Source organism: Halorubrum trueperi (assembly GCF_042662525.1).
Taxonomy (GTDB): Archaea; Halobacteriota; Halobacteria; order Halobacteriales; family Haloferacaceae; genus Halorubrum; species Halorubrum trueperi.
The window spans coordinates 1-12,292 of the sequence record NZ_JBHSXI010000004.1 but is presented as its reverse complement, the minus strand read 5'-3'; the positions used below and the strand labels follow the sequence as shown (position 1 = coordinate 12,292).

Annotated in this window: 9 protein-coding genes and 1 pseudogene; 8 read left to right on the top strand and 2 right to left on the bottom strand. The window is 53.0% G+C overall.

Going from position 1 to position 12,292, the window contains the following annotated elements; all coding sequences use genetic code 11:
• The first annotated feature begins 7 nt into the window (after positions 1 to 7).
• The 7 genes from ACFQEY_RS05275 (at position 8) to queC (ending at position 7,269) form a co-directional block, all read left to right on the top strand.
• Complete coding sequence (locus ACFQEY_RS05275; RefSeq protein ID WP_379765456.1) at positions 8 to 196, top strand: hypothetical protein; 189 nt, start codon at positions 8 to 10, stop codon at positions 194 to 196.
• Positions 186 to 2,639, top strand: a complete 2,454-nt coding sequence (locus ACFQEY_RS05270; RefSeq protein WP_379765453.1) for an AAA family ATPase — start codon at positions 186 to 188, stop codon at positions 2,637 to 2,639. Before ACFQEY_RS05275 ends, ACFQEY_RS05270 begins: the two co-directional genes overlap by 11 nt.
• A 297-nt stretch (positions 2,640 to 2,936) precedes the next feature.
• Entirely contained in the window at positions 2,937 to 3,461 is a 525-nt protein-coding gene (locus ACFQEY_RS05265; RefSeq protein ID WP_379765450.1) for a hypothetical protein, read from the top strand.
• Between the two features lie 183 nt (positions 3,462 to 3,644).
• A complete protein-coding gene (locus ACFQEY_RS05260; RefSeq protein WP_379765448.1) occupies positions 3,645 to 4,196 on the top strand; it encodes a hypothetical protein in 552 nt (183 codons plus the stop codon).
• 1,033 nt (positions 4,197 to 5,229) lie between these two features.
• Complete coding sequence (locus ACFQEY_RS05255; RefSeq protein ID WP_379765445.1) at positions 5,230 to 5,691, top strand: 6-pyruvoyl trahydropterin synthase family protein; 462 nt, start codon at positions 5,230 to 5,232, stop codon at positions 5,689 to 5,691.
• Positions 5,691 to 6,467, top strand: a complete 777-nt coding sequence (locus ACFQEY_RS05250) for a 7-carboxy-7-deazaguanine synthase QueE (protein WP_379765442.1) — start codon at positions 5,691 to 5,693, stop codon at positions 6,465 to 6,467. The genes ACFQEY_RS05255 and ACFQEY_RS05250 overlap by 1 nt, the downstream gene beginning before the upstream one ends.
• Before the next feature lie 112 nt (positions 6,468 to 6,579).
• Positions 6,580 to 7,269, top strand: coding sequence for a 7-cyano-7-deazaguanine synthase QueC (gene queC, locus ACFQEY_RS05245; RefSeq protein ID WP_379765439.1), 690 nt, complete (start codon positions 6,580 to 6,582; stop codon positions 7,267 to 7,269).
• An 83-nt stretch (positions 7,270 to 7,352) separates the two neighbouring features.
• Here the strand turns inward: queC and ACFQEY_RS05240 are convergent.
• Positions 7,353 to 7,529, bottom strand: a pseudogene (locus ACFQEY_RS05240) (YgjP-like metallopeptidase domain-containing protein); the annotation flags it as partial.
• 241 nt (positions 7,530 to 7,770) lie between these two features.
• Between ACFQEY_RS05240 and ACFQEY_RS05235 the strand changes: the two are divergent.
• Positions 7,771 to 11,568: a helicase-related protein gene (locus ACFQEY_RS05235; protein ID WP_379765436.1), complete on the top strand. Its 3,798-nt coding sequence runs from the start codon at positions 7,771 to 7,773 to the stop codon at positions 11,566 to 11,568.
• Positions 11,569 to 11,610: 42 nt separating this feature from the next.
• On the opposite strand, the gene ACFQEY_RS05230 is transcribed toward ACFQEY_RS05235, so the two are convergent.
• The gene (locus ACFQEY_RS05230; RefSeq protein WP_379765433.1) at positions 11,611 to 12,132 is read right to left on the bottom strand and encodes a hypothetical protein; all 522 of its coding nucleotides are present in this window, start codon (positions 12,130 to 12,132) and stop codon (positions 11,611 to 11,613) included.
• Positions 12,133 to 12,292 lie beyond the last annotated feature (160 nt).

Genomic DNA, 12,292 nt, shown 5'->3' with positions numbered 1-12,292 from the left:
ATTGTATATGACGGATGACTCGCAATCGCTTGAGGATAACATCGTAAGCAAGTTCCTCGACAATTTAGAGTCGTCCGATGAGGTTTCGGAGGAGGTTTCGAGTGCTATCTCTGACCTATCCGATGAAGGTGATTTCGGAGGCCGAGATCAAATTGCAGATTTGGCATTAGAGGCGGTGAGTGAAGATGGAGATTAAGGAACTCAAGATCCACAACTTTCGGGGCATTCCTGAACTTAAGCAACAGCCAGAAGGCGAGAACATCGGTCTAATTGGGCCGAATGGGGCAGGGAAAAGCTCCGTCATGGATGCAGTGGATTTTCTGCTCACCGGCGAGATTCAGCGAATGACTGGGGAGGGAACTGGCGATATTTCAATTGATGATCATGGCCCGCATGTAGACAGCGAGCCTGAAGAGTCGTGGGTGGAGATCACGTTCTCGAACGGCTCCGAGCAAACCACGTTGAAGCGGACAGTCAATGACAACTCGTTAGACTACGATGGTGATCTTCCTGACTCCCTTGAGCTTCTTATGGACGCTGCGGAGAGAGGCCAACATCTGTTATCTCGAAATGAGATACTTAATTTCATTGTCTCCCAGAAGCAGAACCGGTCTGAGCAGCTTCGAACCCTTCTCAAATTAAGCGATATCAAGGAGAAACGGTTGGAGCTCCAAGGCGCAGCGGACAATTTGGATTCTGAGGCAGACCGGAAAGAAAGAGAATACGAAAGCAGTCAACGTCGCTTGTTTGAGCTTTTTGAGGAAGAGGTGTCGGACTTAGACGATGTTCGGGAGAAGGTTAACGAGTTGAGAGGGAAGTTAGACGGCGACCCCCTAGAAGAACTAGATCCAGATACACCATTCCGAAGCGAGTTAGAATCACCGACAGATCGGGCCAGTGCTAGTCCGATACAGTCAAAGCAGACCAGGGAGCTACTAGAAAAAATCAAGGGGTGGTTCGAGAACGAGGTTGAAGGGTTCCTTGAGATAGATTCAGAGCTTAGAGAGAAAACAGTGGCTGTACGCTCCGACAAGGAAGCACTACGGGCATTAGACGTCTTAGAATTGATCCAGGACGGCAGACAGTTCCTTGATGAAGACGCTGACCGCTGCCCTCTCTGCCTTACAGACTGGGATGCAGAAGATCTGGAAGCACTTCTAGCCGAACGAGAGGAAAAAGCATCCAAGGCTAACGAGAAGATGGAAGAGTTAGATGATCTTCGACAGGACGCTCTTCCCCTACTAACCGAGATCCGAACCGCGGTAGAATCACTTGTAAATGTTTTAGCCCAACACGAGGACTTCGATACAGAGGATCTCGACATCTTCCTTGGCGAGCTTGAAACGTACGAAGAGGAGCTGGAAGATGGTATTATCGACGAACTACCCCACGAGGAGTCCATTAGAGACGAGAGAAAGACGGTTCTCTGTCCTGAAGACGCTGTAGACTATATCTCGGATTTAACGAGTAGAGCGGAGGAACTGCCCGAACTCGACGCACTCCAGGATGCTTGGGACGTCCTGAACTCGGCCTACGAAAACTACCAAGAGGTCTTGGAACTGGAAGAGGTGGCAGAAGAATACCGAGAAGCCGCCGATCAAATGGACGAAGTCCAGAAGGAGTTCATCAACGCACGTGACAACGTCCTTAACGAAACCTATGAAGCTATCACGGAGAAGTTTGAGGAATATTACAAGGCGATACACGGAGAGGAAAAAGAGTTTTCGCCTGAAATAAGTCCAACTGAAACCGGATTAGATATCCAAGTCGGATTCCACGGTCGGGGCAAGCATCCGCCTCACGCACTACACAGCGAAGGCCATCAAGATAGTATGGGTCTCTGCCTCTACCTCGCATTATGTGATTACTTGGAAGACGGCGAACTTCCCCTGATAATGCTTGACGACGTCGTAATGTCCGTAGATGCTGAGCATAGACGGCCTCTCGCAAATCTCTTGAAAGAAGAGATCTCCTCAAACTTCCAGATACTGATTACTACACACGACGAACTCTGGTACCGTCACCTGAAAACGGTCGGCGTGCTTTCCCGGAAAAGTACGATCAAGTTCTCGAACTGGTCTCTTGAAGACGGTCCTCAGATACTCGGCCGTTCCGGCGATGAATGGGACCGTATTGAAGAACTCATGGACGAGGGTGATGTCCAGGCAGCAGCATCCCGCCTTAGGCATACTGCGGAGTGGTTCCTTCGTGAAGCATGCCACCAGTTTGGGGCGGAAGTGCGATTCAAATCGGATTCCCGTTGGACGCTGGGTGACTTTACAGGACCGGGAATGTCACGGTACAAGGAACTACTCAAGCAATCGAAGCGTGCCGGTAATTCCTGGGGGAACGACATCTCAGAGATCAATGACTTGGATAACAAGAGAAGCGAAGTGTATTCCAATTTCCAGAGGGAGATGGGCGCAGTCAATCCCAACGTACACTTCAATGAGAACGAATGGGCCACGTTCTCCGTAGCAGAACTCCGGCCGGTCGTCGACGCTTTCAAAGAACTCTACGACCTGTTCTGGTGTAGTAACTGCAACTCCTGTCTATCCTTAGTCGAAGATGGATTTGATGAGGTAGCCTTCAAATGTTCCTGTGGTGGTAAAGCAAACTGGACTCTTGAAGAGCAGTAAAGCCCCAACAAGTCATCACCTATTTAAAAATTCAGCCTTGTTGAGATGCGTGATTTCTCGGACAGGAGTGGCTGACGCTGACTGCGATGTTTCTGACAGCGCATTTCAGGACGAGTTTTCGGAACTGACCGAGCCAAGTTCGAGCAAGAACAATTTTATACTTATCTGGCTCTGTCGGAACCATCTTCTTTAGAGATGTATTCACGTGGATCTACTGCTCACGACACATGCTTGTTAATTTTGTAGTGCCAAATCTTGGTGAATTATTAACTTGATGTATGCCGCTTCGAGAAGTATATGTCCACTATTCAGACGCACGAACTGTATGGACTGGAGATTGGGGCTGAACCCAGAGACAAACCGTCGCCGGTTTTGTGGACGGACTCTCAGCCGACTATCGAGGTCACCTTTTCAAATAACTCTGACGTACCGTGGCGAGAAGATACGGCAGTCCACTTTTGGATCGAGATCGACGACGACGTGGTCTGGTCGCAGAACGTGGAAATGGACACGGAGCTTGCGCCTGGCGAAACGGCCACCGTGATCGTTGAAACTGGACCGTTGACCTATGAAGGCCACGCAGTGCTCGGATTTTCTATTTCATCCGGTATCAATATAAAAAGCAAGCCGAGGGCTCTCGAACCTGGTGATTCTACATACGCATTACACCCTACAAGCGCGTTCAGCGTTTGGGATCGCTCACACTATGTTTCGACGGTGAAGCGCCCTAAGCAGTTTCAGAAAGGGATCATCTTCACGTCCGTTGTGCTGATCCTCTTCGCAGGCGTCCAACTGTGGCTCGCGTATTTCCCACCAGGATGACGACGCATTCACTCTGAACGAAGGGCCCGACGACATTTCGCACATGGATCTTTCTTTTTAGCGGTCAACGAGAGAAAGAGCGTAAAGACCCTGGTGCAAATATAGCAGAGGAGACAATCTGGACCGACCTAGAGCAGTTAATCGAACCGACGTTTTTTCTACTCTGCTATTTTGTCCATTGATATGAGTGATTTTGAGGAATTTCTCAATCAAAACAATAGCGAGGAACTGAGCGTCGATGGAGAGAATTCTGAGATAGATGACTCAAAATTTTGGAACCAATTGTATAGACAAGCCATCAGTAACTTTGAAAGAGCGCTTGAAGAAGCTCAAACACTTCGGGCTGAATCAATAGAGATGTTGAAAATTATTTTACTGCTGGGGTCCTTCTATGTCGCGATATTCCAGTTTGGGTCAAACCAATTTAGCATGACAACTGAACCTACTTGGATTTTCCTTCCTTTCATATCACTCCTTGTTTCCGCTATTATATTCATCCATGGATACTTCACCCTGTCTTCGATAACATTTGGACCCAATAGCCAACATCCACGCAAAGCCATCAGAGACGAATTTGATGCGAGTGAATATCAAAAAGTGATGATGATAGTCTATTTTGAGTGGGCAGACGACAATTTCGATTTAATTCGGAAGGGACAGAAGCGGTTCACTATCGCATTGGGGGGACTGTTCGCATCTTTAGGTATGGTAGCTGTAGTGTTTTTGTATTTATAATCAAGAATATAAGGATACTGTTTAATCCACTCCGGGGTTTGCTATGTAATCTTCTACATCTCAACATCTACAATCTTTGGAACAAGTCGATTACATTTCACCGTAGAAGCGAGACCAATAGCCTTTCCGTAGATCATCTGTACTGAGCGAACTCTCGATCCCCTGTATTGACCGGAATAGGGGCATAACGTATCATTTTCTGAGGGTCTCTACAGAGCCCATTATTTCCGATAGGAATTCTCCAATCAGTCGAAGTTACAAAGAGAGGGTGATCTCAAGACATTCTACTTATACAGGAGCAAAATACATCGCACATTCTCACTTTACTTCTGTATTTCATATTTGATTTCGGACATAATGTAGGTAAGTCGAGGCTCTACCTCAGTATCTGGATCTCGCATACAGACACAAACGAGTCAGAACGTGTCGCTTACTGGAAATTTATACAGAATCAAGTTAATTTTCTTTTGTGGATTCTCGATCAATCACAACTGTATGTCCTGTCTTTCGCTTATGCCGATCAACAGCAGATTCTTTATAATAAACGTACAGACACTCTTTACATCGATATCGTCTTACTACTCCACTATTTTTTCTCTCAATCAAGTAAAGTAGGGCTCCTAACATACCGAACAAAAGCGTTAGAACTACCCACCAAAGGGATTCTCCTCGATCGACTGTATCATACCAAACAAACATTGGAAGAACTACTATATGTATGATGAAATAGATTACCACGATACCCGGTATTATAGTATTTATTACCATTCTACTCAAGGTGTCGGCGTCTGCTTGCTTAATGTTTACCTTGTACTGACCGTTCACCACCCTTGGGAGATCAGCCTTCGGCTTGTGCCACACTTGCGCATTGTATCTCGCATAGCAATCAGAAAACCCTCTGAATTGATGGGAAACTCGGTGGTCAATATGTGCTCGTTGATGACTGCTTTGCTTGCGAACCCGTCTGAAGGGCTAGAATCCGACAGTTCCTCCAAAACTCAATGCTTATAGTTGTACCCAGTGTTCTTCGAGTATGCCTCAAATCATACCACAAGATGATTCTACAGCGGTAGACCTGACTGAAGCAGGCCAACGTACTCTCCAAATCGGAGCGGGCAACCCGATTCAGATTAGTTCGGGCCATCGAATACTGCATCACAATGGGAAGTGCTCGCGGCCGCACGGCCATAACTACGAGATCACTGTGGAAGTGACTGGGGAACTCACCGAGGAGGGGTGGGTCGTCGACAAAGGAGATGTCACGGATGTTATTGACGCGTGGGATCACCGGTTCCTCGTCGAAGAGGGCGATCCGCTCGTCGACGCGTTCGAAGCCTCCGGCGACGGCGACGCACTCGTCGTGTTGGAGCATCCGCCGACGGCGGAGGTGATGAGCGTCCTCCTCGAACAACGAATGCTCGATGCGTTCCCGGACACCGTGTCGGACGTGTCGGTGTCGGTGAGCGAAACCGGCGAGCTCTGTGCGACCTACTGATGCCGGTCGCACGTGACGGAGAGAAGCCCGCGACGGACGCTGACGCGACTGGTGAGGGGCTCCCGATCAACGAGGTGTTCTACTCGTTGCAGGGCGAAGGAACGCTTGCTGGCGTCCCCTCGGTGTTTGTGCGGACCTCTGGGTGTAACCTGCGGTGTTGGTTCTGTGATTCCTACCACACGTCGTGGGAGCCGACCGGCGCGTGGCGCGATGTCGACTCGATCATCGAGGAAGTACAGTCACACGAACAGGCCAGTCATGTTGTGCTGACGGGCGGAGAGCCACTGATTCACGAGGAGTCTGTTGAACTCCTCGAACGACTGGCCGCTGAAGGGTATCACACGACGGTGGAGACGAACGGGACGATCTACCGGGACGCGCCGATCGACTTGGCGAGTATCAGCCCGAAACTGGCGAGCAGCACGCCGACACCCGATCGGGACCCGAAAGGCGACGGCGAATTCGAAGAGCAGCACGAAGCAAATCGGATCGACATGGACGCGCTCTCCCAGATGGTTGACGCGTACGAGACGCAGCTCAAGTTCGTCGTGACCGACGAGTCGGATCTCGCAGAAATCACGGATCTAGTTGATCAGGTTCGAAAAGCGACGTCGACGACCGTGGCGGATGATGACGTGTTGTTGATGCCGGAGGGTATGACTCGGGAGCAGCTAGATGGGACGCGTAGCGATGTCGCCGAGTTAGCGATGGAGTACGGGTACCGGTACACGCCGCGACTCCACGTTGACCTGTGGAACGACGCACCGGGAACATGATCGTCGCCCAGGGGCATTCCGGTCGATGTCGTGTGGTGCCGGGAGTACGGCGTGGATGTCCCACACGGTGTGGTGTACAGAGCAATAATCGATACAACGCAACTGAGCAGACATGAGCAACAAAAGCGCGGTAATTCTGGTGTCCGGCGGGATGGATAGTGCGACGGCTGTCTACGAGGCGATGGAGCAAGGGTACGAGCCGTACTTCCTGCACACGTCGTACGGGCAGCGCACCGAGGACAAGGAGTTCGAGTGTGCGCAAGCGCTTGCTGAGGAGGTTGAAGCTGCGGATTTCTTGCATATCGAAACGGGGCATCTCTCGCAAATCGGTGCGTCGAGCCTGACGGACGAGGAGATGGACGTGGCTGACGCGGATCTTGAGAGTGATGAGATCCCGACGTCGTACGTCCCCTTCCGGAATGCGAACCTGTTGTCGATGGCGACGTCGTACGCGGAGGCGACTGACTCGGCGGCGCTGTTTATCGGGGCGCACTCGGAAGATTTCTCCGGGTATCCTGATTGTCGCCCGGCGTTCTTCGACGCGTTTCAGAACGTGATCGATGTCGGGACGAAACCAGAGACGGAGATCGAGTTGAAAGCGCCGTTCGTCGAGTGGTCGAAAACGGAGATCGCGGAGCGCGGATTGGATCTCGGTGTGCCGTACGAGATGACGTGGTCGTGTTACCGTGATGAGGAGCCGGCGTGTGGGACGTGTGATGCGTGCGCGTTCCGGCTTGAGGCGTTCCGGAATGCTGGGTCACGCGATCCGATCACGTATGCTGAGCGGCCGGAGTTTTCGTGACTCATCAACTGAGATGAGTTCACTCTCTCATCTTCGTTGAAATACGGTTCTTCAGATATATTTTCGTCTGAAACAACCGGTCGCTGCTCGATAACGACTGTGTGGGGCTCGCCGAGATACGGGAACTGCTCGCCGTCCTCGTACTGCCGGTCAGGTATCCGGTCTCGATGGGTGTCGAACTCTCGCTTCTTCTCGATGACCCAGGCTGCGTTCTCCTGCAGCAACCCCTCGGGGTCGATGTCAGCAACTCTCGGCACCATAACCGTCACGCTCCGAATGTCGACGTCGATTCGGGGCTTGCTCGCATCTGCACTCCGGGAGATGTCGTACTCGACGGTGTGGCCGAGCAGCCCCACCTCTCGCAGCTGTGTCTCACTCATGGTTTCGAATGAGGTAGCCCCGGATGGTGTCGACGAAGCGGTCGTCGACCCGTCCAGCTAACGGACAGCAGAACCGTGCCAAATAGTTAACTTTCAGAGATGGGAAGACGTGATAACTAACATGATCTCGCTTCCTCCGCTTGTCGATAACGCGAAGGCGAATCTCGAAGACATCTACGAGAAGGTCTTTCCACAAGCTGAGGAAGCACGCATCGCAACCGGCTACTTCTACCTCTCAGGATTCGACCTCTACCGGGACGACCTCGACCAACTCGCCGATCCAGACGAGCTGGGTCGTGCCCCATTGCGCATCCTCATGGGCCGACAGACGAACCAGCAGACTGTCTCCGAGATTGAACAAGGCCAGAGTCTCCGGGAACAGTTCACCTCCGAGCTCAAAGCGGACATCGAGGAACTGAACAACGCACAGCTGGACCGCTTGGACCGCTTGCGGGACTTCATCGCCGATGGTCTCGTCGAGGTCCGTGTCCGCAACCCTGAGAACGGATACTTCCACGCGAAGGGTGCTGCCTTCCGTGGCCCGCCTGAAGACGATGAGTTCGAGACCAATGCAGACCACGATACCCGACCCTGCGCGACCATCGTCGGCTCGTCGAACTTCTCAGCGAGTGGCCACCGCAACAACATCGAACTCAACCTGACGAGCCAAGACGCCCTTCAGACCCAGGCCTTCGAAGATTGGTACGACAACCAATGGGCGAATGCAGAAGCCTTCAGCGAGGAGCTCATCCGGGTTATCGAGAACAGCGATCAGTACCAGGACTGGCAAGAGGAGCAACAAGCTGAGGACGAAGAGACCGAAGCCGAACTCGGGACGTACCTCGAACCCTTCGAGCTGTACAAACTGCTGGCGTACGATGAACTCAACGGCAACGTCGACGCGCGAGACAGCCCCCTCTACTACTTCCAGCAACTCGGCTACGAGAGCGCCCGAGAGAAACTTGCCCAGTACGATGGCTGCATCATCTCCGACTCCGTCGGTCTCGGGAAGTCATTCATCGGCGGGGAGCTCCTCTATGACTACCGCCAGCGCGGTGATCAGTGTCTCCTCATCGTTCCGGCGAACCTGACCGACCAGTGGGCGGACCTTCTCCAAGACGGGACAGACGAAGACGGGGAGCCGTACTTCGGCCTGGAGGTTGACGGCACCCACCTCGACGTGATGAGCATCAGTAAGTTCCAGAACCTCTCCTACGAGGAGGTCCAGGACCTGCAGGACGAATTCGACGTACTGCTCATCGACGAGGCCCATCGCTTCCGGAACTTCGGCAAGTGGCGACCCATACCCGAGCACGACGACGACTACAAAGGAACGCGGCGGCACGCGAACCTCCGGCAGCTTCGTGGGAAGACGATGATCATGCTGACGGCGACGCCGATCAACAACAGCGCCACCGACCTGAAGAACCTCATCAGCCTGTTCACGAGCCCGGAAGAGCTCCGCAACAAGGCCTCACTGGACTTCGACGCCTTCGATGAGTACATCGACCTCTCTGAAGAGCGAAAGCAGATCGCTGCGGGCAAAGAAGAAGTCTCTGAGGAGGACCAACAGGAGCTCGCCGAGAAACTCCAGCGCCAGTCAAAGGAGATATCCCACATCCTCAACGAGGTGATGGTCCTGCGGACGCGCAAGCACGTTAAGGAGCAAATCCAAGACGAGGAGGACTTCGAGATGAGTTTCAAGCCACCGGTGCTCAACAAGCAGGAGTATTCGCTGCCGGCGGCTTACCAGCCGATCTATCGGATGTTACCCGACGTGATGGATGCCCTCCACCTGCCCCACATCACGGTGAAGAACCCCCAAGCCGGAAGTACGCTGAAGGCGCTGTACAAGCTCAATCTGTTGAAGCGCTTGGAGTCCTCGACGTATGCCTTCGTCCAATCCATTGAGACACTCCACCAGAGTGAACGTCAACTCCTTGAACTACTGGAGGGCCTCCCCGAAGAGGAGGGCGTCGACGTCCTGCGCTCGGTGCAGAACGGCGAGAACCCATCGACGTTGGACGACTTCGTGGAAGGGGAAGACGCTGCAGAAGACCTCGAACAGACACTGGAGGAGTTCGGGTTCGATTCAGGCGTCGTCCGTGCCGACGACGGTTCCGGGAATGTCGAGAACGAACTAGCGGATGCGACGATTGGCCAGGTTCGGAACTACATCCGAGAGGATCTCACCCTGCTTGCGTACTTCCTCACGCAGTTCATCGGTGACGTCGCCCGTGACGCCGAGACGGTGCGTGACCAAGCTGTCACGGTCCGTCAGTGGCTCCACGAGCACGACGCGGGTGTTCTGCCGGATGTCCCCGAAGAGGAACTGAACCCCACTCTCTACCCGCACAGCGACCTCACGAGCGTCGAGACGTCGACTGAGGAGTTCTACGAGGCAGTGTTCGCCTTGAGTGGGTTCCGTGACCCGAAGATCGACCGCCTCGCCGATGTCCTCCAGAGCCACGACCAGAAGGTCCTCATCTTTACCCAGTACCGGGGGACTGCCGACTACGTCTACCGGACACTCAGAGACAATCCTGACTCGCCGTTGACGGCGTCGAACAGTGCTGTGGTGAAAGGCGGCGACGAGAACAAACAGGACATCATTCAGCGGTTTGCCCCACAGGCCTCCGGGTACCAGAGTACGCTGGCAGAATCTGACGAGAACGAGCTCCAGTACGTCGTCGCCACCGACACTCTCAGTGAAGGGGTGAACCTCCAGGACGTTCATGTCGCCGTCAACTACGACCTCCCGTGGAACCCCATGCGCATCGTCCAGCGTGTCGGCCGTATCGACCGGATCGGGAGTACCGCCGAGAAGCACGTCCACAACTTTTACCCTGACGGCGATATCGAGGCGGCGATTAAGCTTCTGAAGCGCCTCCAAGCGAAGATCAACGACATCGCCCTCATCGTCGGCAAGGAGAACAACATCCTCGACCCGAACGAGGACCAGATACTGGAGCAAGCTGGTGTCGACACCCAGAAGACGATTGGGGAGTTGGAGGTCGAAGAGATCGAGGATTCCCTGCGTCACTCACGAGACGTCGACGACGTGAACGAGCTTGACGACACCTCGAAGAACCCGCTGCTGCGGAACGCCGGAAGCAACGAAGAGGCTGCGTATGACCGCTTCCTCCTGAAGCGTGAACTGAACGAGGATTACGGGTTGGAGACTTCGGACTTCGAGTACGCCGAGGACTTCTTTGAGGACGATCCTGCAGAGCGGGAGTTCCTCTACACGAACGCGATCAATCACGAGAAAGGGCCGCGGCCGGGCGTGTTCGGGCTCGCTCATCTCTGGTTCGACAACGAAGAGGAGGCTCCCTTGGGACGTGTGCGGCGAGCGTTCTACTATAAACCCTTCAGTGACGGTGTTAAAGAGCGGTCCGTCCAGACGCTCTCGATGACGCCCTCGATAGAGGGTGAGCCAGCGACAAGGAACGTCGATCATGTGCTGGCGAATCGGGAGGATATCGAGGCTGTTCTCGATCAGCGGTTGAAGTCCATACAGAAAGGACAGACTGAGCAGATTTTCAAGCAGGGTGATTCCTTCTCGAAAGAGCAAGAGACGATTCTGGATTTCCTCTCTCACTACATCCAGCCGAACTACGGAGATGAGCCGTGTTTAGAGGGGGAGTATGAGATAATGGGGGAGTGGGCAGACGATCTCCACGATCAGCTAAAGACGGTGAAGCTCGGGAGTACCGACGAAGACCGAATCCTACGGGAGACGTTCAGACATCACGAGCAGTACGAGTCATTCACCGACTGGCCGGCGAGGGAGTTCCTGAGTGAGTTGGACTCATTCGTCGAAGAGAACATCGAGGCGTCGACGGAGTACCAAGATACGCTCGTCGGAGAGAGTGAGGTGAATGCGAAGTTGGTGTGTTGGGGTGTGGTTGGGAATTAGCTGAATTGCCACGCCTGGAGGCACTATGGTGGGCTCAGAAGCCTACGGGTGAGGTCCTTCCTCCATCAATAAATCAAACTTCTCGAATACCAAATCGAAATATTGGTTGTCCATCATCCGTGGAGAGGAAACTTGATGGAAATCGTCCAAGATGAATTGGACGTCCCTACGGTTTAGACCGTAGGCACAGAAGGCTGCAGCATCAATCTCAGCACGGAGTTGTCGGCGATGCTGTTCGTCCGTGACCGGGTCAATGTCTCCTAATCGCTTCCGCAAATCTGCAAATTCATCCCCGTAGCAGTTCAATTTTGCAGCACGTTCTGAGATGTAGTAGAACCAATCATCTCCCTTGGTTAGTCGTGGGAGCTGAGATTCATTGAATTTGTACTGGACAATATGACTATCTACCTTTGTTCTCATCAAGTAGTCAAATGGGATACTGTTGAGAAGGCCGGTCAAGACGAACAGTTCGTAATCAGTGAAGACCCGCTCGTAGGCACTATGCATCGGATAATTGCTCAAATCCTCTTCGCTCGGATTGACTGCATATGGTCGAACCGTCATGAGTGTATGAACGGTAACGACATCTTTCGGTAGCACAGTCGCAATCAGTGTTCTCTCGTCGTCCGCCCGTGCGATATTACGAATAGCAATACGATCATTCGTCTTTAGCTAAGCCTCACACCTCGGTTGCGTAGCGGTAGCGAGCGTCTCCTGTAAGATC

Excerpts from the sequence above, each read along its gene's own strand:
- ACFQEY_RS05255 (WP_379765445.1), top strand. The coding sequence starts at position 5,230 with ATGCCTCAAATCATACCACAAGATGATTCTACAGCGGTAGACCTGACT.
- ACFQEY_RS05260 (WP_379765448.1), top strand. The coding sequence starts at position 3,645 with ATGAGTGATTTTGAGGAATTTCTCAATCAAAACAATAGCGAGGAACTG.
- ACFQEY_RS05250 (WP_379765442.1), top strand. The coding sequence starts at position 5,691 with ATGCCGGTCGCACGTGACGGAGAGAAGCCCGCGACGGACGCTGACGCG.
- ACFQEY_RS05265 (WP_379765450.1), top strand. The coding sequence starts at position 2,937 with ATGTCCACTATTCAGACGCACGAACTGTATGGACTGGAGATTGGGGCT.
- ACFQEY_RS05270 (WP_379765453.1), top strand. The coding sequence starts at position 186 with ATGGAGATTAAGGAACTCAAGATCCACAACTTTCGGGGCATTCCTGAA.
- ACFQEY_RS05275 (WP_379765456.1), top strand. The coding sequence starts at position 8 with ATGACGGATGACTCGCAATCGCTTGAGGATAACATCGTAAGCAAGTTC.
- queC (WP_379765439.1), top strand. The coding sequence starts at position 6,580 with ATGAGCAACAAAAGCGCGGTAATTCTGGTGTCCGGCGGGATGGATAGT.
- ACFQEY_RS05235 (WP_379765436.1), top strand. The coding sequence starts at position 7,771 with ATGATCTCGCTTCCTCCGCTTGTCGATAACGCGAAGGCGAATCTCGAA.
- ACFQEY_RS05230 (WP_379765433.1), bottom strand. The coding sequence starts at position 12,132 with ATGACGGTTCGACCATATGCAGTCAATCCGAGCGAAGAGGATTTGAGC.